Origin of the sequence: Salinibacter sp. 10B (genome assembly GCF_002954405.1) — a bacterium.
In the GTDB taxonomy this organism is placed as follows: domain Bacteria; phylum Bacteroidota; class Rhodothermia; order Rhodothermales; family Salinibacteraceae; genus Salinibacter.
Genome location: NZ_MQWC01000004.1, coordinates 3,971,157 through 3,993,236 on the forward strand (window position 1 = coordinate 3,971,157; position 22,080 = coordinate 3,993,236).

At 61.0% G+C, this 22,080-nt stretch carries 23 protein-coding genes; all 23 read left to right on the forward strand.

Features of this window, described 5'->3' with window-relative positions:
* The first annotated feature begins 20 nt into the window (after window positions 1-20).
* The 23 genes from BSZ35_RS16205 (at window position 21) to BSZ35_RS16315 (ending at window position 21,812) form a co-directional block, all read left to right on the forward strand.
* Window positions 21-689: a class I SAM-dependent methyltransferase gene (locus BSZ35_RS16205; RefSeq protein WP_105013414.1), complete on the forward strand. Its 669-nt coding sequence runs from the start codon at window positions 21-23 to the stop codon at window positions 687-689.
* 210 nt (window positions 690-899) lie between these two features.
* Entirely contained in the window at window positions 900-2,831 is a 1,932-nt protein-coding gene (locus BSZ35_RS16210; RefSeq protein WP_105013894.1) for a copper-translocating P-type ATPase, read from the forward strand.
* Between the two features lie 95 nt (window positions 2,832-2,926).
* The gene (locus BSZ35_RS16215; RefSeq protein WP_105013415.1) at window positions 2,927-3,355 is read left to right on the forward strand and encodes a hypothetical protein; all 429 of its coding nucleotides are present in this window, start codon (window positions 2,927-2,929) and stop codon (window positions 3,353-3,355) included.
* Window positions 3,356-3,422: 67 nt separating this feature from the next.
* The gene (locus BSZ35_RS16220) at window positions 3,423-4,112 is read left to right on the forward strand and encodes an NAD(P)-binding oxidoreductase (protein WP_105013416.1); all 690 of its coding nucleotides are present in this window, start codon (window positions 3,423-3,425) and stop codon (window positions 4,110-4,112) included.
* A gap of 69 nt (window positions 4,113-4,181) precedes the next feature.
* The gene (locus BSZ35_RS16225; protein WP_105013417.1) at window positions 4,182-4,604 is read left to right on the forward strand and encodes a MerR family transcriptional regulator; all 423 of its coding nucleotides are present in this window, start codon (window positions 4,182-4,184) and stop codon (window positions 4,602-4,604) included.
* A gap of 228 nt (window positions 4,605-4,832) precedes the next feature.
* Window positions 4,833-5,336, forward strand: coding sequence for a cupredoxin domain-containing protein (locus BSZ35_RS16230; RefSeq protein ID WP_258096751.1), 504 nt, complete (start codon window positions 4,833-4,835; stop codon window positions 5,334-5,336).
* An 897-nt stretch (window positions 5,337-6,233) separates the two neighbouring features.
* Window positions 6,234-8,180 carry a copper resistance system multicopper oxidase gene (locus tag BSZ35_RS16235; protein WP_105013419.1) on the forward strand — a complete coding sequence of 649 codons (1,947 nt, stop codon included), beginning with the start codon at window positions 6,234-6,236 and terminating at the stop codon, window positions 8,178-8,180.
* A gap of 148 nt (window positions 8,181-8,328) precedes the next feature.
* Window positions 8,329-9,057: a copper resistance protein B gene (locus BSZ35_RS16240; protein ID WP_219846660.1), complete on the forward strand. Its 729-nt coding sequence runs from the start codon at window positions 8,329-8,331 to the stop codon at window positions 9,055-9,057.
* A gap of 384 nt (window positions 9,058-9,441) precedes the next feature.
* Entirely contained in the window at window positions 9,442-10,131 is a 690-nt protein-coding gene (locus BSZ35_RS16245; RefSeq protein ID WP_105013421.1) for a class I SAM-dependent methyltransferase, read from the forward strand.
* Between the two features lie 35 nt (window positions 10,132-10,166).
* Entirely contained in the window at window positions 10,167-10,565 is a 399-nt protein-coding gene (locus BSZ35_RS16250) for a DUF302 domain-containing protein (RefSeq protein WP_105013422.1), read from the forward strand.
* Window positions 10,566-10,662: 97 nt separating this feature from the next.
* Window positions 10,663-11,589, forward strand: coding sequence for a cytochrome c (locus tag BSZ35_RS16255; RefSeq protein ID WP_181149381.1), 927 nt, complete (start codon window positions 10,663-10,665; stop codon window positions 11,587-11,589).
* Between the two features lie 62 nt (window positions 11,590-11,651).
* The gene (locus tag BSZ35_RS16260; protein WP_105013424.1) at window positions 11,652-12,308 is read left to right on the forward strand and encodes a class I SAM-dependent methyltransferase; all 657 of its coding nucleotides are present in this window, start codon (window positions 11,652-11,654) and stop codon (window positions 12,306-12,308) included.
* A gap of 143 nt (window positions 12,309-12,451) precedes the next feature.
* Window positions 12,452-13,462 carry a zinc-binding dehydrogenase gene (locus BSZ35_RS16265; RefSeq protein ID WP_105013425.1) on the forward strand — a complete coding sequence of 337 codons (1,011 nt, stop codon included), beginning with the start codon at window positions 12,452-12,454 and terminating at the stop codon, window positions 13,460-13,462.
* Between the two features lie 5 nt (window positions 13,463-13,467).
* Entirely contained in the window at window positions 13,468-13,776 is a 309-nt protein-coding gene (locus tag BSZ35_RS16270; RefSeq protein WP_181149382.1) for a hypothetical protein, read from the forward strand.
* Window positions 13,777-13,904: 128 nt separating this feature from the next.
* Window positions 13,905-14,519, forward strand: a complete 615-nt coding sequence (locus BSZ35_RS16275) for a superoxide dismutase (RefSeq protein WP_105013427.1) — start codon at window positions 13,905-13,907, stop codon at window positions 14,517-14,519.
* Window positions 14,520-14,895: 376 nt separating this feature from the next.
* Window positions 14,896-15,204: a monovalent cation/H+ antiporter complex subunit F gene (locus BSZ35_RS16280; protein ID WP_105013428.1), complete on the forward strand. Its 309-nt coding sequence runs from the start codon at window positions 14,896-14,898 to the stop codon at window positions 15,202-15,204.
* Window positions 15,201-15,560: a monovalent cation/H(+) antiporter subunit G gene (gene mnhG / locus BSZ35_RS16285; protein WP_105013429.1), complete on the forward strand. Its 360-nt coding sequence runs from the start codon at window positions 15,201-15,203 to the stop codon at window positions 15,558-15,560. Before BSZ35_RS16280 ends, mnhG begins: the two co-directional genes overlap by 4 nt.
* Before the next feature lie 107 nt (window positions 15,561-15,667).
* Window positions 15,668-18,025, forward strand: coding sequence for a putative monovalent cation/H+ antiporter subunit A (locus tag BSZ35_RS16290; RefSeq protein ID WP_105013430.1), 2,358 nt, complete (start codon window positions 15,668-15,670; stop codon window positions 18,023-18,025).
* Between the two features lie 64 nt (window positions 18,026-18,089).
* Window positions 18,090-18,530 carry a Na+/H+ antiporter subunit B gene (locus BSZ35_RS16295; protein WP_181149415.1) on the forward strand — a complete coding sequence of 147 codons (441 nt, stop codon included), beginning with the start codon at window positions 18,090-18,092 and terminating at the stop codon, window positions 18,528-18,530.
* A 38-nt stretch (window positions 18,531-18,568) separates the two neighbouring features.
* Entirely contained in the window at window positions 18,569-18,961 is a 393-nt protein-coding gene (locus BSZ35_RS16300; RefSeq protein ID WP_105013432.1) for a Na+/H+ antiporter subunit C, read from the forward strand.
* 50 nt (window positions 18,962-19,011) lie between these two features.
* On the forward strand, window positions 19,012-20,499 hold the full coding sequence (locus BSZ35_RS16305; protein ID WP_105013433.1) for a Na+/H+ antiporter subunit D: 1,488 nt from the start codon (window positions 19,012-19,014) through the stop codon (window positions 20,497-20,499).
* Between the two features lie 48 nt (window positions 20,500-20,547).
* Window positions 20,548-21,072 carry a Na+/H+ antiporter subunit E gene (locus BSZ35_RS16310; RefSeq protein ID WP_105013434.1) on the forward strand — a complete coding sequence of 175 codons (525 nt, stop codon included), beginning with the start codon at window positions 20,548-20,550 and terminating at the stop codon, window positions 21,070-21,072.
* Window positions 21,073-21,161: 89 nt separating this feature from the next.
* Window positions 21,162-21,812: a 4'-phosphopantetheinyl transferase superfamily protein gene (locus tag BSZ35_RS16315; RefSeq protein WP_105013435.1), complete on the forward strand. Its 651-nt coding sequence runs from the start codon at window positions 21,162-21,164 to the stop codon at window positions 21,810-21,812.
* Window positions 21,813-22,080 lie beyond the last annotated feature (268 nt).

Sequence of the window (22,080 nt, forward strand, 5' to 3'; positions counted from 1 at the left end):
AACAGGTTCCCCGACGACGGATGAACGAGCCAAACGTAGACACAGGGACGTCCCCGGACGCGACGGCGACCGACCACACGCGGAGCCGCTACGACCTGGCTGCGCCGGTGTATGACCTGATGGAATGGCCCATCGAACGAGGGCTGTACCGATCCTGGCGAGAGACGCTCTGGGCCGAGGTCGACGGGCCGCAGGTGCTGGAGATTGGGGTTGGGACGGGGAAGAACATTCCGTACTACCCGGAGGGAGTACACGTGACGGCCATCGACCTGTCGCCGGGCATGCTGAAGCGAGCCCGGCGGGTCGCTGATCGCCATCCGGAGAAGCAAGTGACGCTTCGAGAGATGGACGCGCAGGCGCTCGACTTCGCGGTCGAGACGTTTGACGATGTAGTGGCGACGTTTGTGTTCTGCTCCGTACCCGATCCCATCCAGGGGCTTCGAGAAGCACTGCGCGTGACGCGGTCCGGCGGGGGGCTTCACCTCCTGGAGCACATGCGGGCATCGCCTTCCTGGCTTGCTCGCCTCATGGAGGTGCTCGATGGGCCGATGCACTGGCTCACCGGCGTTCACATCGCTCGCCAGACCGTTCAGAACGTTGAGGCGGCCGGATGGACCCTCGACGAGGTGTCCACTTTGAGTTGGGGGGACATCTATCGACGAATTACCGCTCACAAATCACCTGATTGAAAAATTTCAGGCAAACCGTCGCCCACTCTCTAGCGCCCTCTCACATTTCTATCAGATCGATTCATGAACGACAATCAGGGGTCACCAACCACGACCGCATCGGAGCACGCCTCCGGACACGAGCACGGCCACTCCGCCCACGACGAGCATAGCAGGCACGAGCACGAGGGGCACGGGGATCATGAAGGTCATCACGACCATCACGCCCAGATGGTCGAGGACTTCCGGCGGCGCTTCTGGATCTCGCTCATCCTCACAGTCCCGATCCTCCTGCTCTCGCCGCTGATCCAGAGCGTGCTGGGCATCGAAGAGGCGCTGCAGTTTCCCGGCGACCTTGTAGCGCTCTGGGGCTTTTCCTCGGTGGTCTTTGTGTACGGGGGCTGGCCGTTCCTGAAGGGCATTTATGAGGAGCTTTCGGACCTCACGCCCGGCATGATGACGCTCATCGCCGTGGCCATTACGGTGGCGTACGTCTATTCGAGTGCCGTCGTCTTCGGGCTCACGGGGAGCATCTTCTTCTGGGAGCTGGCCACGCTGATTGACGTGATGCTGGTGGGGCACTGGATCGAGATGCGCTCGGTGATGGGGGCCTCGAAGGCGCTGGAGGAATTGGCCAAACTCATGCCGCAGACGGCCCACCGCCTCACCGAGAGCGGCGACACCGAAGAGGTGCCTCTGGAGGCGCTCCAGCACGGCGACCGGGTGCTCATCCGGCCCGGCGAGAAGATTCCGGCCGATGGCGAAGTCGTGGAGGGCTCCTCATCCGTCAACGAGGCCATGCTCACCGGAGAGTCGGTGCCAGTCCCCAAGGAAGAGGGCAACGAGGTCATCGGCGGCTCGATTAATGGCGAAGGCTCACTCACGGTCGAGGTGCAGAAGACTGGGGAGGAGGGGTACCTCTCGCAGGTGATCGACATGGTGCAGGAGGCGCAGGAGACGAAGTCGAAGACGCAGGACCTGGCCAACCGGGCGGCCGTCTGGCTGACCGCCATCGCGCTTGGGGGCGGGGCCATTACGATGTTCGTCTGGTCGGTCGTGATGGGGGCGGACTTTGCGTTTGCGCTGGAGCGCACGGTAACGGTGATGGTGATTACCTGCCCACACGCACTGGGACTGGCCGTGCCGCTCGTCGTGGCCGTTTCGACGGCGCTCTCCGCTCAGAACGGCCTTCTCATTCGCGACCGCACCGCGTTCGAGGCGGCCCGCAACCTGGAGGCAGTCATCTTTGACAAGACGGGGACGCTTACGGAGGGGCGCTTCGGTGTCACCGACACGATTAGCTTCAACGGCATGTCGGAGGACGACATTCTCACGTATGCGGCGGCGGTTGAGAGCCGGTCGGAGCATCCCATTGGCAAAGGCATCGTTGATGCGGTTGACGATGCCCCCGCGGTCGAAAACTTCAATTCGATCACCGGGAAGGGCATTGAGGGTCGTGTAAACGGCCGGGACGTTATGGTCGTCAGTCCAGGGTACCTTCGCGAGAACGGGTACGAAATGACCGACGCGCGGTACGAAGAGCTCTCCGGGCAGGGAAAGACCGTGGTCTTCGTTATCATCGACGAGAAATTGGAAGGGGCCGTGGCGTTGGCCGACATTATCCGCGAGGAGTCACGGGAGGCGATCCGCGTGCTGAAGGACATGGGCATTCAGGTGATGATGCTGACCGGCGACAACCGTCAGGTGGCCGAGTGGGTGGCCGGGGAGCTTGCACTCGACGACTACTTCGCCGAGGTGCTGCCCGACGAGAAGGCAGACAAGGTGAAAGAGGTGCAGAGTCGCGGCCTCACCACGGCGATGGTGGGCGACGGTGTGAACGACGCCCCGGCCCTCGCCACGGCCGACGTCGGCATCGCCATCGGTGCCGGGACGGACGTGGCCGTCGAAACCGCTGACATCGTGCTGGTGCGCAACAACCCGCAGGACGTGACCTCCATCCTGAAACTGGCGCAGAGCACCTACAACAAGATGGTGCAGAATCTGTGGTGGGCGGCCGGCTACAACATCTTCGCCATTCCGGTGGCGGCGGGCGTGCTCTACGGATGGGGCATCCTGTTCGGCCCGGCGGTGGGCGCGGCGCTGATGAGCCTCAGCACCGTCATCGTCGCCATCAACGCGCGCCTGCTGACCGTGGAGCGGTAACCGGCCGCACGGGAACGGCAGGAGCGCTGCCGAGGACACGTTTTCAGCAGTCCTCCTGCCCATTTAGGAAATACGAACCTAACATTTCTGCTCTCATGAATCGATCCATCTTGCCCTCTTTTCGCACGCCGGGCGCTCTGCTCCTGGCCCTCGTTCTCGTTCTTGCGCTCGGCTGGGCGCATCAGGCCTTCATTGCTTTTGAGGAGGCAGACGTTGCGGGAGAGAACGGTCAACGTACCGTCGTGGTCAACCTCACCGACACGCCGAGTACCACCGGGGAGCTCCACGCCACACTGGTGAGCGGCGAGCTTTCGTCGGGCGCTCATGAGGCGACGGTTCTCTCCGACCGAGACTGCGCACCGGACGCCAATGGCATTTCGCACTGCCTCAACGAACTGGCCCTCGGGGACACCCGCATCACTGTTCGACATCACCACCGGATGAACGAAATCCCCTGCCTGCGCCCCGGGGAAACGGTGACGGTGATACGCAAGGCAAACGATGCACGCCGCCGTGCCTCGTGAGGGAGCAGTGAGACGACACCCTGGATTGCAGAGTCAGATATTGGAAGAATAGCTCCTCTACGCACTCATGGACATTGCAGTCTTTGGGGCCACAGGAGGAACGGGACAACAGCTGATCGGACAGGCGAGACAGGCAGGGCACCGACTGCGCGGACTTACGCGCTCCCCCGAAAAGCTATCGTCGGAAAGCAGCGTCAAACCCGTCGAGGGAAATGTCCTCAATCCCGAACACGTTCGAAAAACAGTAGCAGGGACGGAAGCGGTCGTATGCATTCTCGGACGGACGAAGAATAACCCATCGGATGTCGTGTCCAGGGGGACCCGAAACATCGTCGATGCGATGATTCAGTGCGGAGTCGAACGGTTGGTCGTCGTCACGTCGATTGGGCTCGGGTCGAGTGTTCAGAACCTGCCGTGGTATGGTCGTCTCGCGAACGCGACGGTTCTCCAGAATCTGATGGCCGACAAAGCGCGACAGGAAGAAATCGTCATGGAGAGTCCCCTCGACTGGTCGATTGTGCGCCCGGGCGGGCTCACAGACGGCTCGCAGACCGGAGAATACGTTCATGGCGTCGAGATCGACGTGAACGCTGCCCCCATTTCACGGGCGGATGTTGCGGATTTTTTGCTCACTGTCCTTGAAGATCGGCTGTATGTTCGAGAGGCTCCGCTCGTTACGACGAAGGAAGAGATCGGACTGTCGTTTTTATGGGAGCAAGTCACGGACGTAACCGATCGGCTCTTGTGGGGGAAATAGGAGCTCGGCGCGAGTGGCCTGGAGGGCAAACGGGTCTTGAGACATGATTCATTGAACAGGAACGAGTCTATGAGTGCAGAAACACTAACGACCGGCGAGGTCGCCGAACGGGCCGACGTAAACGTTCAAACGGTTCGCTACTACGAGCGGCGCGGGCTCATTCCAGAGCCGCCGCGATCGAGTGGCGGATTTCGGCAGTACGGCCCCGATCACGTCGACCGCATTCGGTTCATCAAGCGGGCGCAGGAGCTGGGTTTCACCCTGGAAGAGGCGCACGAGTTGCTTCAACTGAGCGTGACGGCGGAGGCCGACCGGGCCGACGTGCGGGCTGTGGCGCAGGAAAAGATCGATGAGGTTGAGGAAAAGATTCGCGCCCTCCAGCGTATCCGGGATACGCTGGGAGAACTCGTGGAGGCCTGCCACGGGCACGGGTCGACGACCGAATGTCCCATTCTTCATGCGCTTGAAGAGCCGACCTCCGGGAAGCAGTGAAGTGTCCGATTTCTATTGGATGGCGACCCGATGATATGTGGGCACGCGGGGCTTCCTGGGCTTAGGAAACGTCGTTGAACACAGAATTAAACAGGAACAGAGTCCGCGCCTTTTCAGTGCGCGTGGCTCCCGAAACGATTCTCCTGAACGAGTTGAACGAAGATCACGATGACGCCTCTCAGCACATTCTCGCGATCACTCCTCGTCACTGGCATCGCACTTGTTTTCATGGCCTGTGGTGCCGACGGTCAGCAGTCGGAATCCTCGGAGGCCACTGATGCCGCTTCAGAGTCGGCCGACACCGTCGAGGTGACGATGAAGGATTTTGCCTACCAGCCGTCCAGCATCTCCGTGCCCGCCGGGAAAGAGGTGACCCTGCAGTTCACCAACACTGGCAGTGTGGAGCACTACTTCGTCGTCGGGGATACGGTCACGAGCAACACTGACGGATTTCAGCAGAACCTCTTCAGCGGCGTCTCGATCGAGAAGAACAAGCAGACCGAGGGCCACGAGGAAGAAGAGGAAGAGCATGGGGAAGGGGAGGAAGAGGAAGAACATCACGCAAACGAGTTTGAGCTTCCGCCCGGAGGCAGCGGCTCCATCACGTTTACGCTTCCGTCCTCGAAAACGGGGACGTACACGATTGCCTGCTTCGAGACCACGGGCAATGAGAAGCACTACGACATGGGCATGAAAGGCACCCTGACGGTCACTGCCTCCGCCGAGAACTAACACGGGTGGTGCTATTGAAAAATTTCTCACACGTTAGGAAAAAGCACCTTCATCGCTCCTGGACATCTAGATGTCCAAACTTGATTTGAAGCCCATCCAGCCGAAAGGAGGGGCCACGACAATCAGTAGATGGGCTCTGAGTCATGCTCAGAGCGACGATGGAGTTCATTTCTCACGTTTGGTGAGTGGTTTCATGATTCAATAGCACCATCCGTACTAGCGGCAGCAGGCACCGGGCGACATTTGGGGAGGAGGGGAGATTCCTGGAACGGACCGCTGAGAGAACTAGGAACATGTACCCCTACCCCCCATACGTATACCGACCTTTTGGCAAGAGCTGGTTGACTCTGTGACCCACGCATCTGCGACACATCGACTCACTGCGGCCCTTGTAGCCGTCGTGTTTGGGGTGAGTTGGGGCGCTCCAGTGCTACAGGCGTTCTGTACGCCGACGGGGCACAGGGTGCCGGATCATTGCAACTCGTCTCCGGCCACAGAGCACTGCTGCGAGCGTGAGACCCCCCCGGCCGTCTGCGAGGCCCAATACGTCAGGCAAGACCTACGGTCGGTAAACGGGCCGACACCGGAGCCGTCGTTCGGCGGGGAAGCCCTCGGTGGGTTTATTCCGGTTCCTGAAACGGGACCCAGTTCCGTCACATTGATTTCGTCATCTCGGCGCGCACTTCGTCGTGCCATCCGTCGCCACGCCCACGTCGGGGTGTGGCTTGAGTGAGTAGGGAGAGGACAACCACGCATCCGCCGTCGAATTGCTGGCGGAGAAGATCGCGTCGGTTCGTCCACCAGTCGTCACCATGCGGGAGTGCACCTAGCATCCCGCGCTGGGGCCCGATATGCCCCGTTTGTCTCTGACTGTGAATTCCTCCCTACACGTTTTCTATGGCTATCGACGACTCTGTATCTGTATCGAATCCGGATGCGTCGGACTCGAACATTCTGAGTTCTGAATCGAAATCGCCTTCCGTCTCGCGCCGCGACTTTTTGCGCAGCACTGGTGCTCTGGCCGCGATGGCCGGCGTACAGACGCTTTTGCCAGGTTGGGCCCTCGCGTCCGGACCGGCGGCCCAGGGCGGACTCTCGTCCCTGGAGCCCACACGGCGCGTCGGCAACCGCGTCGAGTATGACATCACCATTGAGAAGACGCCCTTCGAGGTGGCCGGCAAGCGCGCAACGGCGATAACGATGAACGGCACGGTGCCGGGGCCGCTCATTCGACTGCAGGAGGGCGAGGAGGTAATCCTGCGCTACCACAACAAGCTGGAAGAGGAGACCTCCATCCACTGGCACGGGCTTCTGTTGCCCAACCAGTTTGACGGCGTGCCGAAGGTCAACTATCCGGGCGTGGCACCGGGAGAGACCTTCGAGGCAGGCCCCTTCGAGGTGCGCCAGTACGGCACTTACTGGTATCACAGCCACTCGGGGCTCCAGGAGCAGCTGGGCCACTACGGACCGCTCGTCATCGACCCGGCCGGAGAACAGCCGCAGGAGTACGACCGGGAGCACGTGGTCGTTCTCTCCGACTGGACCTTCGACGATCCGCACGCAATCCTGTCCAACCTGAAGAAGGAGGGGCACTACTACAACTTTCAGCAGCGGACCGTCGGCGAGTTCTGGAAGGACGTGTCCGAGGACGGCTTCTGGGACACCCTCAAGAACCGCCTCAGCTGGGATCGGATGCGGATGAGCGCCGCCGACATCTCCGACGTGACGGGGTCGACCTACACCTACCTCATGAACGGCCAGGCGCCGAGCACGAACTGGTCTGGGCTCTTCAATCCGGGCGAACGCGTGCGGCTGCGCTTCATCAACGCCAGTGCGGCGACCATTTTCGACGTACGGGTGCCGGGCCTGGAGATGGACGTGGTGCAGGTGAGCGGGCAGAACGTCGAGCCCGTGCCCACCGACGAATTCCGCATCGGGGTGGCCGAACGGTACGATGTGATCGTGGAGCCGACCGAGGATCAGGCGCACACGGTGTTTGCTGAGGCCATCGATCGGAGCGGGTATGCCCGTGGCACGCTCGCCCCCCGCGAGGGCATGGAGGCCCCCGTGCCCGACCGTCGTGAGCGTCCCACCCTCACCATGGCGGCGATGGGCATGGACGATGGCAACATGGAGGGGATGAATCACGGGGAGATGGAAAGCGGGGACATGGACCACGGCAATATGGACCATGGGGACATGGATCATGGCAACATGTCCGGCGGCATGGACTCGGAGAACGAAAGTGGTCTGCGTCCGCCGGGAACGCTGCCCGAACCGGTGATGCACGACCCGGACGAGGACCACGGGCCCGGTGAGGCCGGACTCCCCATGATGACGAGTTCACGGCTGCATGAGCCGGGCATTGGGCTGGGCGACGATGGGCGTCGAGTGCTCACCTACGACCAGCTCAAGGCGCTCGACGAGAAGGACGAGTTCCGCGCGCCCGACCGCGAGATTGAGCTGCATCTGACGGGCAACATGGAGCGCTTCATGTGGGGCATTAACGGTGTCGAGTTTTCCGACGCCGACCCGATTCGTGTCGAGCACGGCGAACGGGTGCGCCTCACCATGGTGAACGACACCATGATGAATCATCCGATGCACCTGCACGGGCAGTTCATGGAGCTGGAGAACGGGCACGGGGAGCGCGCGCCCCTGATCGACACCATTACGGTGAAGCCCGCCGAGCGCGTGTCGCTCTTGATCGACGGTCACGAGGAGGGGCCGTGGTTCTTCCACTGCCACATCCTCTACCACATGGATTCGGGGATGGCCCGGGTGTTCTACGTCGAGCCCGCCCCCGAAAGCGACGAGGAGTTCTACTACGACCTCCCGGCCTGACTCCAAGTGCGGAGTTGGGAGTTCGGATTGTGGAATGGCTCCGCAATGAGGCCTCGTGCCGACGAGGAGTCAGACACCATATCCGTTCGCCCACACCCGTTCATCTCGCGCGAAGCTCCCCGTACTCTTTGAATCCCACAGAATTATGATGATGCGTATCGTTCAGTACACGATTGGACTTCTCGTTGCGGGCACGCTCTTGGTTGGGGGCGCGGCGGAAACGGCCCACGCTCAGACCATGGACGACAAGCCGCACACCTACATTCTCTTTCACAAGCTCGAATACGTGCCTGAGCCTGCCGAACAGCCCATCAGCCTGGAAGCTACGAGCTGGATTGGGGGGGACGTCAATCGGCTCTGGCTCCGGGGGGAAGGCGAGCAGTCGACCCTTCACCGTGAGGGAGAGGCCGAAGTCGAGGCCCTCTACGGCCGACTCATCAGTCCCTTCTTCGACGTGGTGGCCGGGATGCGAGTGGATCGGCGTTGGGGAGGAGACGGCCAGACCCGCGGTCATCTTGCCGTGGGCCTGCAGGGACTGGCCCCGTACCGGTTTGAGGTCGAGCCCACCCTCTACGTCAGCCACAAGGGCAACGTCTCGGCCGGACTGGCGGCCAGCTACCACGTGCTCTTCACGCAGCGGCTCATCATGGAGTCGGAGATGGAGGCGAGTGCTGCCCTGCAGGACGTACCGGAGTGGGGCGTCGGATCGGGGTTCAACGACCTCGGCCTCGGCGTTCGACTTCGCTACGAGTTCCACCGCAAGTTTGCCCCGTACGTCGGCTACGACCATCACTGGTCGTTCGGCGAAACAGCCGACCTTGCCGGTGATCATGCGAGCAGTGGGGCGTTCGTCTTCGGCGTGCGTATCTGGCGCTAAAGACATTGTCATTTTGTCCGTAGAGACCGTCCGCGCCCCCGTTGGACGATGGGTCAGAGGCGCCCGGGGGCGGGCGGTCGCGGGCGAGAGTCCCCGCAGAGCGCTTGCCGCTGACTGGTGAACGGCGGCATCGGCTTGGTGGGGGAGCGCCGGAGCAGTACGTGCGTCTGCATGCGGTCGCGCATCTTTCGGGAAGACCCGATGCAGATAACGTAGTCCGCGGCGCTGGCTTGAAAGCAGAGGGAAGATGCCTAGGCGTGGGAGATCCGGAGTTCCTAACTCACCGAAGGAGCAGAAAGGGAGGGAACTTTGTTTGTGTGTACATGTAATTACAATCAGAATATTTCCTCTCGTCGCCTCGTGTTCGTCTGACTCGAAATGAGAATGAACGACAAGGACGTAGCACAGGGCTCCGTCGCCTCGTCTCAGAAGCCAATTCGTCCGGATCCGGCGGCGACGGCGCACACGCGGCATCGGTACGACCTCTGGGCGTCCGTGTACGACTGGGCGGAGTGGCCGGCCGAGCAGCTTCTCTTTCGGAAATGGCGCGAGCAGCTTTTGGCGCCGGTGGAAGGACCGGAGATCCTGGAGTTGGGTGTGGGGACGGGGAAGAACGTACCCTACTACCCCGACGATGCGCAGGTCACGGCCATCGACCTTTCGCCCGAGATGGTGGCTCGTGCTCGACGACGGACCCAGCAGTCTCCGGAGAAGACAATTACGGTCCGCGAGATGGACGTGCAGGCCCTCGATTTTGCCGAGGGGCAGTTCGACGAGGTAGTAGCCTCAATGGTGTTCTGCTCGGTTCCCGATCCGGTTCTCGGATTGCGGGAAGCCATTCGCGTGACGAAGCCCGGTGGACGCCTCCGGTTGTTGGAGCACATGCGGGCCACGTCCCCCGCTCTCGGGCGTCTCATGGATCGCCTCGATGCCCCCGTTCACTGGATGGGCGGAATGCACATTGCCCGTCAGACCGTCGAGAACGTGCGGCGGGTGGGCTGGGAGATTGAAGAAGAGACCTCCCTAACGCACGCCGACATCTTCCGCCGCATTGTTGCACGGAAACCGAAGTAACGGATTCTCACTCACAATCAATCGATTTGTCCATTATGGAAGCCACAGCAACCTACTATTACTCAAAAGTCGTTGACCTTTCTCCCGAAGATGCAGAAGCCCGCGTGCGGGAGGAACTGGAAGAAGAAGGGTTTGGAGTCCTCACGGAAATTGACGTGACGGCGACGCTCAAAAAGAAGTTGGACGTTGATTTCCGGCCCTACAAGATTCTGGGGGCCTGCAATCCGCCGTATGCCCACAAGGCCCTGGAGGCGGAGGACAAGATTGGCACGATGCTGCCCTGCAACGTCATCGTGCAGGACAACGGAGACGGACGCACGGAAATCGCTGCCGTTGATCCGGTGGCCTCGATGCAGTCTGTGGAGAACGAGGGCCTGCGTCCGATTGCCGAGGAGATTCGGGACCGGCTTCGCACGGTGATCGACAACGTGTAGACGGGCTGTTTCGGCATGCGTCCTCGCGAAAGTTAAGCGCGGGGGCGTGTGTCCATCCGTTTTTCTTACGACACAAGGACATCTTATCGTCATGAGGATGAATGCCCCTCGCGGAATCTTCGTAATCGCGCTCGTGCTGGTTGGGGGAATTGCCTGCAATGATACGTCCCCGGAAGCGACCCCGCACATGGGGCACCGAGTATTGAACGACTCGATCGAGGCCGGGTACGAGCGTCTCCAGCGGGCGTACGATTCTGTTGACACTATGCCCCCTGCCATGCGACAGATGCACGGGGCGATGGGACAGATGCATGCGCAAATGCATGGCCGAATGCAGGGGGAGCGGGGCATGGGGGGGGGCATGCATGGGAACCGTGAAATGCATGGCATGCATGAGGGAGCGGGGATGCACGGGGACCGGCGTGCACAGGGCGGAAGGCACGATTCCATGCAGATGCGGGAGTGGCATCAGCAGATGAGAGGGATGCACGCGCAGATGGCTCGGATGCACGATCAAAGTGGACGGGGAGGGCTGGCGAAGCAGCACCGTCACATGGAGCGACGGCATCAACGAATGATGGAGGCGTTGCCGTCAGGGGCAGAGCCGTCGGAGCAGCAGGCAGAGCCCGATGAGGATCCGGAGACGCGAACGGTTCGGGGCGAGGGGCTCTACGTGCAGCACTGTGGGAGTTGTCACGGACCACAGGGGGACGGGATGGGAACGGCGTTTCCGCCGCTATCCGAGACAGACTGGGTTACGGGCAAAAAAGAAAGGGCGATCCAGATCTTGCTGCACGGCCTTGAGGGACGAATCCAGGTGAAAGAGCAGTCGTACGCTGGTGTGATGCCGGCTTTTGGGCGTCGGCTCAGCGACGAGGAAATCGCTGCGATTCTCTCGTACATTCGGTCCTCGTGGGGCAATGCAGCAGGAGCGGTTTCGCCGAACGACGTCCGCAAAATTCGCCGCCGGTACGCCGACCGCGTGCAGCCGTGGAGTGCGGCTCAGTTGCGAGGAGAGCGCTGAGAACGGCACAGCACGAGCACGCTGAAGCGACCCGTCCGATTGTTCTCTGCCCCTCCCCATTCATGTCCGATTCCTCGCGCGAGTCGCGTCGACAGGACCCGTCTGTTCCCGATCAGTACGACGCCTGGGCGACGGTCTACGATCTGTTTTGGGCCCGCTACATAAACCAGACCCTTCCCGTTTTGCAGCGGGCAGCCAACGTCGCGTCGAGAGAGCGGGTGTTGGACCTTGCCTGTGGAACGGGCGAGCTGGAGCGGCGCATACTGGACGAGACGCCCCCGTCGCACATCGTCGGGGTTGACCTCGCCCCGTCCATGGTAGAGCGGGCCCAGGCCAAGCTTGCCGGACGGTCGAGCGTTCGGGTCGAACAGGCGGACGTACATGATCTGCCGTTCGAGGACCGTGCCTTTGACGTGGTGGTGTGTGCCAACACCTTTCACTACTTCACACATCCCACGCAGGTGCTACGGGAGGCGCATCGCGTGCTGGCGCCCACCGGACGGTTGGTAATGCTCGACTGGTGTCGCGACTATTGGGCATGCCGCGTCATGGACGCGGTATTGCAGGTGGTCGATCCGGCCTATCAGCATTGTTATACGCTCGATGAGATGAGGGCTTTGTTCGAGCGAGCCGGCTTCTCAATCTCCCGACAGTTTCGGTACCGGTTTGATCTCATTTGGGGCATGATGGTCGTGGAAGGAGTACCAGAAGAAGCGTGAGAGCGGACGCAGGTCGTTTTTGGAAGGGCGTAGAGTTATTATTACGCTCAGAGAGGAAATTTGCGGCACAGATGTAACATTGCTTCAGTACGTCTTTTCTTCAGAAGAGACCCGCTCCCCCCAACCGATCCGATTGCTCCTTCATGGCTGAGACCTACAGAAAGCTCGTCGCGACCTCGATCAGCACCGACTTTCGTAAGGCCGCTGAGGTTGTAGAGGAAGAACGACCACGGCCCGGTCCTCATGAGCTCTTGGTACGAAACCGATACGCGGCCGTCAACGCGACCGACGTCAACATCACGGCGGGCCGGTACGATCCCAACGCAACATTGCCCATGGATCTTGGCGTCGAGGCGGCCGGCATTGTCGAGGCAGTCGGCGATCAGGTGCGACAGGTAGAGCCGGGCGACGCCGTGGTGACGAGCACGCTCGGGGGCGGGTATCGGGAATATCATCTCGTCCACGAGAGCAACGCCATCCCAGTGCCCGAGCCGTCGCCCGAGGCGCTCAGTATCATGGTGAGTGGCCTAACCGCCTCCATTGCGCTGGAGGAGGTAGGGGCTCTTGGGCACGGCGAGACGGTGCTGGTGACGGCCGCGGCCGGAGGAACCGGTCAATACGCCGTTCAGCTGGCGAAGCGGGCGGGCAATCACGTGATTGGCACGTGCAGTACCGACGAGAAAGCCGCCTTTCTGGAGGAGATTGGCTGTGACCGGCCGATCAATTACCGGACCGAAGAGGTTGATTCCGTGCTCGCTGCCGAATATCCCGACGGGCTCGATCTGGTGTACGAGGCCGTCGGCGGTCCGCTTTTCGACACGTGCGTGGAGCACCTTGGCCGCCATGGGCGCCTGTTGTCGATTGGGTATGTGAGCGAGTACCAGGACGGGCCCGAAAAGGTCACCCGTGAACGCATCTATACCGACCTTATTGCCAAGTCCGCTTCGATTCGGGGATTCTTTCTGCCGCATTTTGCTCCCCACTTCGAGGCCCACATGAAGAAGCTCATGCAGCGACAGCGGAGCGGCACCCTCGACGTTCGGATTGACGACAAGAGGTTTGAGGGAGTTGCGGCCATCCCCGATGCCGTGGAGTATCTGCAGAGTGGAGAGAGTATGGGGAAAGTGGTGGTCCACTTTCCGGAAGCGACGTAAGTAACGTGCGTACCGGTATTCAGAAAACGATGGCATCTACAGAAGTCTCGTCCGATACTCCTGCTCTCCACTGGCCGACCGTTGTGGCCGTCTACGCCGGATTGTTGCTCGGCATGGGGTGGTTACTGTACTGGGGGGACTACCGAAACGCGACCTGGCTGGGCCTCATCGGGGCCGGGGGGGCGTGTACAGCGTACAGTCGAGTGCTACAAAGGCGGGGGACGGCGTCGGCCGAGCGATGGGAGTGGGCAAGTCTTCTTTTTTACGGTGCCTTTTTTCTATGGGCCGGGAGCGTACTGCTGGAGACCCTATAGCCTCCATGTAGAAGGGACCCCCGCTTCGGTGTGTGATCCAAAGGGTGGAAAACAAAAATCACTCGCAGGCCGTTTCTCGTTTCGCAGAATCACGACACAGACATTCCCAACCAAATCTCAACGCACTCATGGCTTTCGAGCTTCCCGATCTGCCCTACGATTACGACGCGCTGGAGCCGCACATCGACGAGCGCACGATGCGGATCCATCACGACAAGCACCACGCGGGCTATACCCGCAAGCTGAACAATGCCCTGGAGGGGCATGGAGATCTTGAGGGACACTCCATCGAAGAGTTGCTAGCTGGAGTCGACAGCCTGCCGGCCGATGTCCGCACGGCGGTTCGGCAGAACGGCGGCGGCTTTTACAACCATCGTCTCTTCTGGAACGTCATGTCGCCGGACGGGGGCGGTGCGCCGACGGGCGATCTTGCCGACGCGATCGACGAGCAGTTTGACTCGTTCGACAACTTTCAGGAGGAGTTCAACGCTGCCGCTACCGGGCGCTTCGGAAGTGGATGGGCCTGGCTTGTGGCACAGCCGAACGGCGATCTCTCTATCACCGACACGCCGAACCAGGACAATCCGTTGATGGACGGCGACACGCCGATTCTCGGCGTGGACGTGTGGGAGCACGCCTATTATCTCAACTACCAGAACGAGCGCGGCACCTACGTGGATGCGTGGTGGAACGTCATCGACTGGGACGCGGTGAGCGATAACTACAACGCTGTGCTCGCGTAGTTTGTGCAGGCGACGTCCTCTTCACGCTAGTGGGGAGTCCCATTTTCCACGTCGAGTGGAACGTTGAGTGACGGACTGTATGTAGTCCCTGAAGTCGTATTCAGGTCAACGGTTCGCTTACCACATCTGACGCTTTTGGGGGGCAGGACCACTAGCGCCCCCTGGTCGTCGTTCCTGTAGAACAGCGTGTTTGGGGTGGCCGGTCGCCGGTCACCCCTTTTTTATATGCACTTCAGCGGGAGGGGCGGACGGAGCAAGAAATTCAAGGCTGCTTGTCGGGGAAGGCTGGACTCTTTCCAGCCAAGACATTAGTATAGATCCTGTGCGGAGTGCCCCCTGCGCCGTCTATGTGTTTCCTGGTTGTTTTATCCGGCTCATGAGCGTTTTTACCGTTGAGGGTCCGCTGCTGTGGGCCATTTACGTCACCCTCGCTACGCTCAGCCTCTCGATTCTCGGGGCCTTGTTGCGTGTGCTTTGGGGACCCAGTCTTGCCGACCGCGTCGTGGCCCTGGATCTGGTGGCGTATCTGGCAATGGGGTTTCTCACCACCTACGCAATTCTGGTCGGGGAGGATACGTTCATCGACGCTGCCCTCGTGCTGGGATTGTTGGCCTTTCTGGGCACTTTGGCTGTGGCCCGTTACATCGAGCGTGTTCGTTCCGGAGAAGCCCTCGTGGACTCATGAGCAGTATTGTGGCCGGCCTCCTTATGATCGGGGGCACGGTGTTTATGTTGGTGGCGGCAATTGGATTGCTGCGGTTGCCTGACCTGTACACGCGCATGCATGCGCTTACGAAGGCAGGGACCCTCGGTATTGGACTCATTCTCGTGTCCGCGACGGTCGCCTTTGCGGATGTCAGTGTGGGAACCCGGGCTATCGTCGCCTTTCTCTTCGTCCTGTTCACGGCTCCGGTATCGGCCCACATGATTGGGCGGGCGGGCTATTTGGGGGGCGTCTCTCTCTGGGACGGGACGTCGTTCGACGATTGGCAGGCGGGATACGGCGATCTCCGGCGGGAAGGAGAGGAGCCTGAGTCGTGAGTGAATCGGTCATGACGTTTCCCCGGTTGGAGACGCCCGCCCGTAGTCGAAGTGTGGATCGCTCCGCCCGTGACCCTCGGATTCGGCCATAGTAGGAACCGTTTTTCATGCTGTTTGCCGTTCTCAGTATCTTTCTTGGTGCTGCACTGTCCCCGCTCGTAGTTCGGGTGTCGCGGCAGGCAGCAGGCTGGATTTTGGGGCTCCTTCCGCTGGGCGTGTTCGTCTTCTTTGCGCGGCAGGTGCCCACTGTGGCCCATGGCGAGACTGTTCGTCAGTCGTTCGAGTGGCTGCCGTCGCTCAATATTCCGCTCTCGTTTTACCTGGACGGGTTGAGTCTGCTCTTTGCCCTGCTCGTCACAGGCATCGGCACGCTCATAGTCGTGTACGCGGGGGGGTACCTTGCTCATCACGAGCAGCTGGGACGCTTCTACGTACAGCTCCTGTCGTTCATGGGGGCGATGCTTGGGCTCGTGCTGGCGGACAACATCTACGTCTTTTTTATCTTCTTTGAGCTCACGAGCCTCACGTCGTACCTCCTGATTGGCTTCTACCACACCGAGGAGGAATCTCGCGTGGCGGCCCGCAAGGCGCTCGTCGTAACCGGAGGGGGCGGGCTCGCGCTTCTGGGGGGACTGCTGCTGCTCGGGCAGGTGACGGGAACGATGGAGTTTAGCGAGATGCTGTCGATGGGGGCAGCGGTGCAATCGCATCCGTACTACCTCGCGATTTTCGTTTTGGTGTGTGCCGGGGCCTTTACGAAGTCGGCGCAGTTTCCCTTTCACTTCTGGCTGCCGGCGGCAATGGCGGGACCCACGCCGGTGAGCGCCTACCTCCACTCCGCGACAATGGTCAAGGCCGGCGTCTTTCTGCTTGCCCGATTGAGTCCGGTGCTGGGCGGAACGGCGGTATGGGAAGGCACGCTCGGCATTGTTGGCGGCTTCACGATGCTGATGAGCGCGTGGCTCGCCCTGCGCTACACCGACCTGAAGCAGATCCTGGCCTACACGACAGTAATGGTGCTCGGGCTTCTGACCATGCTGCTGGGCGTGGGGGGCGAGGAGGCCATCACGGCGATGGTGACCTTTACGGTCGTGCATGCGCTCTACAAAGGGGGGCTCTTCATGATGGCCGGAAGTATCGACCACGAGACCGGCACCCGGAACGTGCGGGAGCTCGGCGGCCTGCGAAATGCGATGCCCTGGACGATGGCAGGAGCCGTAGCGACGGGGCTTTCTATGGCGGGCATTCCGCCTCTCTTCGGCTTCATTGGCAAAGAGATGACCTACGAGGCTGCCCTTCACGCCGATTCCTTTGGGATATTGCTCTTGGGGGTGAGCGTACTGGCGAACGTGGCGCTCGTCGCGTCCGGGCTCGTGGTGGGCCTGAAGCCGTTTATCGGGGAGCAGAAGGGGGCCTTCACGCGGGAGCCGCACGAGGCGCCCGTGAGCATGTGGCTGGGGCCGCTCGTGCTGGGGGCCCTTGGGCTTACGTTCGGGGTGTATCCGGCGCTCATCGATCATTCGTTGCTTCAGTCTGCGCAGACCGGCATCCTGCAAGAGTCGCACGAACTCCATCTCGCCCTCTGGCACGGCTTCAGTCCGGCGCTGATGGCGAGCCTGGTAACCTTTGCTTTGGGCTTCACCGTGTACGCAACCTGGGAGTCAATCCAGGAGAGTGGGGTCATGGCTGGATTGGGCACTGCATTCGGTCACGGGCCGGGCCGGGTCTTCGAACGAGGATTGTACGGACTCGCCCGGTTCAGTGAGGGCATCACGGTTCTCTTCCAGAATGGGCGCTTTCGCTGGTATCTGTTTGCGATCTTCACGTCCGTGATCGTGCTGGTGGGGGGCGGGCTGGTTGAGGCGCAGGTCGGCTGGCCCGAATTTGACGGAGATGTAGCGTACTACGAGGCTGCGCTGGCCGGCCTCATTATGCTTTCGACGTTCGTGGCCGTTCGGACGACGGGGCGGTTCATCGCCATCCTGGCCCTCAGCGTGGGGGGCTACGGGGTGGCGCTCCTGTACCTACTCTTCGGGGCGCCCGACCTAGCGATGACGCAGTTCGCCATTGAGACGTTGACGCTCATCCTGCTCGTGATCGTCATCATCCACCTGCCGGGAATCGAGGAGGAAGAGCCGCTCGGCGTTCGGCTGCGGGACGGGGCAATAGCGTTGGGCTGTGGGGCGCTGTACACCGTGATGATGAGCGTAATCGTCAGCTCCCCGCTCGACCGCCGCGTCAGTGAGTACCTCGCCCAAAACAGCTACACTGAGGCCCTGGGACACAATGTCGTTAACGTGATCCTGGTGGACTTTCGGGGCATTGACACCATGGGAGAGATCACTGTACTCACGATTGCGGCAATCGGGGTCTACGTGTTGATGCGGATGCCCCGTCGGGACGCGCATGCAGAGGCGGACGACGAGGTCCCGGCAGAGGAAGGGGCGGCGTCGACGGCTGAATAGGTCGTCTGCGTGCGAGGGAAGGGGCGGAGGACGTGCATTGTACCTTGGTAGGAGCGATTCGGCACTGATGCTTTATTCTTTAATCTTGCGAGTGGCGGCCCGACTGCTGGTGCCTCTACTCCTGCTCTTTTCGGTTTTTATGATGCTTCGCGGGCATAACCTGCCGGGGGGAGGATTTGTCGGGGGACTCGTTGCGGCAAGTGCGTTTGTGTTGTATGCGCTCGCGGCAGGGGTGCAGCAGGCACGAGAGGTCTTGCGCGTTGAGCCGCACACGCTGCTTGGCGTTGGGCTCGCGCTTGCGTATGGGGCGGGGGTCCTGGCACTGGTGCTGGGGAAGCCCTTCCTCACAGGATTGTGGTTGCATCCGCATCTGCCGCTGATTGGAGATTTCCATCTCGGGTCTGCCCTACTCTTTGACCTCGGAGTGATGCTGGTGGTGGTGGGGACCGTGCTGCTCATGGTGTTTTCTGTGGAAGATCGACTGCCGGGGCTCGTCGAAGAGTGAGGGGCGCATCGTGTTTTGATTCAAGCTGGATTGTTGTTATGGAACTGATTATTTCCGTTGTGTCCGGGGTCCTGCTGGCCGCCAGTTTCTATTTGCTGATGCGGCGCAACCTCCTCCGCTTCGTCATTGGGGTGATCATTTTGGGCAATGGAGTCAACCTCCTCATCTTCACGATGGGGCGACTTACCCGGGCAGAACCGCCAGTCATTCCAAAAGGACAGAAGGTGCTGGAGGGAGCCTACGCCAATCCCCTGCCGCAGGCCCTCATCCTCACGGCCATCGTGATTAGCTTCGGGCTGTTGGCCTTTACCCTTGTGTTGGTCTACCGCAATTTCGCAGCCAACGAGACCATCCAGTCCGACGAGGTGCGGGGCTCCGAACCCACCGATACGCTTGACGTGCACGAGGAATCGAAGCGCCTCCCGGCCTGACCGATTTTTCCTGATCCGGCTGCTCTTCTCACGCTCGCCTCCCCTGCAGTATGAACACGCTTCTCATTCTGCCCATCATTGTGCCTGCCATCACGGGCATGCTGGCGCTGCTTGCGCGCAACTACCCGACCGTGCAGCGAGGACTGAGCGTGTTGGGGGCGATCGTCATGTTTGGGGTTGGCGGGGGACTGGTGTACCAGGTCCAGAGCCACGGCATTCTTGCGGTGCAGATGGGCAACTGGCCGGCGCCGTTCGGCATCACGCTCGTGGTCGATTATTTCAGTGCCGGACTAGTAGCCGTCTCCGGCTTCGTGGCCCTGGCCGTCGCCGTCTACGCGCTTGCCGGCATTGATGAAACCCGAGAGCGTTTTGGGTTCCACATTCTCTTTCATCTGCTGATCATGGGCATCAACGGGGCGTTTATCACGGGGGACCTCTTCAACATGTACGTCTGGTTCGAGGTGCTGCTGATCTCCTCGTTCGTACTGCTGGTGCTGGGCAACGACCGAGAGCAGCTCGACGGGGCGGTCAAGTACGTGGGGATCAACCTTGTGTCCTCGGCGGCCTTCTTGACTGCGATCGGACTGCTCTACGGCCTCACGGGCACCCTGAATCTGGCGGATCTTTCGCAGAGCATGGCGCCGGTCCGAGAGGCCGGGCTCGGCCCAGCCATCGCGATGCTCTTCCTCATCGGCTTCGGCATCAAGGCGGGACTTTTTCCGCTCTACTACTGGCTGCCGGCGTCGTACCACACGCCGCCCGCGCCCATCGCCGCCATCTTTGCGGGGCTACTCACGAAGGTCGGCATCTACTCGCTCATCCGAATCTTTACGCTTCTATTTCCAAACCCCGATGGGTATACGCAGGCCGTACTGCTGGTCGTGGCGGGGGCTACGATGCTTCTTGGGGTGTTCGGGGCCCTGGTGCAGCGTCACATCCTGCGTCTGCTGGCCTTTCTCGTCATCAGTGCGATGGGCTACGTGGTGATGGGCCTCGGCTTCCTCACGACGCTCGGGCTGGCGGGAGCTATCTTTTACGTCTTTCAAGACGTGCCGGTGAAGACGACACTCTTTCTCATTGGCGGTCTCATGGAGCGCGAGACGGGCACTACCAACATTTCCAAGATGGGAGGGCTCTATGAGCACCGGCCGCTTCTCGCGACGATGTTTATCGTTCCGGCGTTCTCGCTGGCAGGCTTTCCGCCGTTTCCGGGCTTCTGGGGCAAGTTGACCCTCCTACAGGCAGGGGTGCAACAGGAGCAGTGGGTTCTCGTGGCGGTTGCGCTGGTGGTGGGACTGCTCACGCTGCTAGCGGTCGCACAGGTGTGGGGCCGGGCGTTCTGGCGCCCGAAGGAAGGAGAGTTGCCCACGATGGAGGCCCTCAATGCCCGCTTCCTCATGAATGGACCGGTGGGGGTGCTCGCACTCGCACTCTTCGTGCTTGGGTGTTATGCAGAGCCGGTTTTCTCATTCGCACATAAAGCGGCAGCGCACCTCACAGACACGGGGCCATACGTGCAGGCCGTGCTGGGAGGGTAGAGATGTTCTCATTCATGATTTCCAAGATCCGTCTGAGCGGAGGTCGGTATGGTCGCAACAAGCGTACGCATCTTTTTGCTCACGCTCATCTGGGTGGCGCTACAAGGCACGCTCAGCGTGGGTAACGTGCTTTTGGGGGTGCTTTTCGGCGGAGCCATTCTCCGCGTGACTCGTCCGCTCTTCGACGTGGAGGACCCGACCGAGTCGCGTCGGCTGAGCGAGGGCGTGCGTCCCTTGATCCGGACCTGGCGCGTGCTTGTGCTCCTGCTGGTCTTTCTGCGAGAACTGATGGTGTCGGCCCTTCAGGTGGCCCGCTATACGATCCAGCCGACCCTCGACATCCAACCGGCGATTATTCGGTATCCCCTGGATGTGACGACGGGCCGTGAAATCACCGTATTGGCCAATCTCATCTCGCTCACCCCCGGTACACTAAGCCTTGATGTCTCGCCGGACTGCGACTTCCTGTATGTACATGCCATTTCCGTGGAGACTGAGGACGGAGCGGATGTCATTGACGACATCAAGGGCTCGTTGGAGAAGCACGTTCGCCGAGCGCTCGGCCCGCGGTGAGGTTCCCTTGGAGAGTCGCGTCCTAAACGGGGGATAGGAATGCGGGTCTGTGGGACATTCCCCATTTTGCCGGCCATTGTAGCCCCATAATGATGGACTCATTTGCCCAGTTGTTGCCGTCGTCCGTCCGGGCGCGAGCAGTGGTGTACGAAGAAGAGGCAGCCGAAACGTGGCACCGATGGCTGTCGCATGAGGAATCGGCTTGTCACGCCTCGTTTGGGTCGGAAAAACGCCGGCAGGAGTTCGTGGCGGGGCGCGCCGCAGCTCGTCGTCTTCTGGCCGATTGTCTCAACTGTGCGCCGGGCGAGGTTCCTCTCCGACGGGCTGACGATGACGCTGTGGACGTAGAGGCGACCGACTGGCACGTGTCGATTGCTCACTCCGGTCTTCGGGCAATTGCGGCCTGTGCGCAGCACCGGATTGGGGTTGACCTGGAGCGGATCCAGCCGCGAGATTCAGCGATTGCCCGCTTCCTGTTCGCGCCCGAGGATCGGGGGCTCGTAGAGGCTCTTCCCTACAGTTCGGATGCATCGCTCATCCTTTGTTGGACACTGAAAGAAGCGACGCTAAAGGCGCGGCGGTCCGGCTTCCGAACCTCTCCAAAAGCTCTCATGCTCGACGTTCAGCCAGAGGCGGGACGGGCAACGGTTCGGATCAAGGAGGAGCGCCAGTGGACGGTTCGCTTTTCTCGACTCGACGGCTTCTGGGCAGCGATTGCAGTTCCGAGTTCGAGATCGTGAGCGATTTAAGAAGCTGTTTTGGGTGCATACGCTGTGGGTCCGGCAGGACGCAACGATTGTCCTCCGAATGGAAGCCGTTGTCAATGAACGGACTCTTGTATCCGTTTGCGTCTCCGCCCGGCACGGGAGAGCCCCTTCGTTCAAACATCTGTATCCTCCAGTCGTACCAACAGGTGGAAGCGCTTTCAAATTATAGGAAAAATCGAATCCCCCCTTCTGACTCTGGGTATTGAGTGTAGCCTGCCTCTCCGTTCTGTTCTCACAGTTG

What these genes read in the sequence shown, in the direction of transcription:
- BSZ35_RS16250 (WP_105013422.1), top strand. Translation starts at nt 10,167, where the DNA reads ATGGAAGCCACAGCAACCTACTATTACTCAAAAGTCGTTGACCTTTCT.
- BSZ35_RS16215 (WP_105013415.1), top strand. Translation starts at nt 2,927, where the DNA reads ATGAATCGATCCATCTTGCCCTCTTTTCGCACGCCGGGCGCTCTGCTC.
- BSZ35_RS16225 (WP_105013417.1), top strand. Translation starts at nt 4,182, where the DNA reads ATGAGTGCAGAAACACTAACGACCGGCGAGGTCGCCGAACGGGCCGAC.
- BSZ35_RS16260 (WP_105013424.1), top strand. Translation starts at nt 11,652, where the DNA reads ATGTCCGATTCCTCGCGCGAGTCGCGTCGACAGGACCCGTCTGTTCCC.
- BSZ35_RS16265 (WP_105013425.1), top strand. Translation starts at nt 12,452, where the DNA reads ATGGCTGAGACCTACAGAAAGCTCGTCGCGACCTCGATCAGCACCGAC.
- BSZ35_RS16315 (WP_105013435.1), top strand. Translation starts at nt 21,162, where the DNA reads ATGATGGACTCATTTGCCCAGTTGTTGCCGTCGTCCGTCCGGGCGCGA.
- BSZ35_RS16300 (WP_105013432.1), top strand. Translation starts at nt 18,569, where the DNA reads ATGGAACTGATTATTTCCGTTGTGTCCGGGGTCCTGCTGGCCGCCAGT.
- BSZ35_RS16220 (WP_105013416.1), top strand. Translation starts at nt 3,423, where the DNA reads ATGGACATTGCAGTCTTTGGGGCCACAGGAGGAACGGGACAACAGCTG.
- BSZ35_RS16205 (WP_105013414.1), top strand. Translation starts at nt 21, where the DNA reads ATGAACGAGCCAAACGTAGACACAGGGACGTCCCCGGACGCGACGGCG.
- BSZ35_RS16240 (WP_219846660.1), top strand. Translation starts at nt 8,329, where the DNA reads ATGATGCGTATCGTTCAGTACACGATTGGACTTCTCGTTGCGGGCACG.
- BSZ35_RS16290 (WP_105013430.1), top strand. Translation starts at nt 15,668, where the DNA reads ATGCTGTTTGCCGTTCTCAGTATCTTTCTTGGTGCTGCACTGTCCCCG.
- BSZ35_RS16310 (WP_105013434.1), top strand. Translation starts at nt 20,548, where the DNA reads ATGGTCGCAACAAGCGTACGCATCTTTTTGCTCACGCTCATCTGGGTG.
- BSZ35_RS16280 (WP_105013428.1), top strand. Translation starts at nt 14,896, where the DNA reads ATGAGCGTTTTTACCGTTGAGGGTCCGCTGCTGTGGGCCATTTACGTC.
- mnhG (WP_105013429.1), top strand. Translation starts at nt 15,201, where the DNA reads ATGAGCAGTATTGTGGCCGGCCTCCTTATGATCGGGGGCACGGTGTTT.
- BSZ35_RS16245 (WP_105013421.1), top strand. Translation starts at nt 9,442, where the DNA reads ATGAACGACAAGGACGTAGCACAGGGCTCCGTCGCCTCGTCTCAGAAG.
- BSZ35_RS16230 (WP_258096751.1), top strand. Translation starts at nt 4,833, where the DNA reads ATGGCCTGTGGTGCCGACGGTCAGCAGTCGGAATCCTCGGAGGCCACT.
- BSZ35_RS16210 (WP_105013894.1), top strand. Translation starts at nt 900, where the DNA reads ATGGTCGAGGACTTCCGGCGGCGCTTCTGGATCTCGCTCATCCTCACA.
- BSZ35_RS16275 (WP_105013427.1), top strand. Translation starts at nt 13,905, where the DNA reads ATGGCTTTCGAGCTTCCCGATCTGCCCTACGATTACGACGCGCTGGAG.
- BSZ35_RS16235 (WP_105013419.1), top strand. Translation starts at nt 6,234, where the DNA reads ATGGCTATCGACGACTCTGTATCTGTATCGAATCCGGATGCGTCGGAC.
- BSZ35_RS16305 (WP_105013433.1), top strand. Translation starts at nt 19,012, where the DNA reads ATGAACACGCTTCTCATTCTGCCCATCATTGTGCCTGCCATCACGGGC.
- BSZ35_RS16255 (WP_181149381.1), top strand. Translation starts at nt 10,663, where the DNA reads ATGAATGCCCCTCGCGGAATCTTCGTAATCGCGCTCGTGCTGGTTGGG.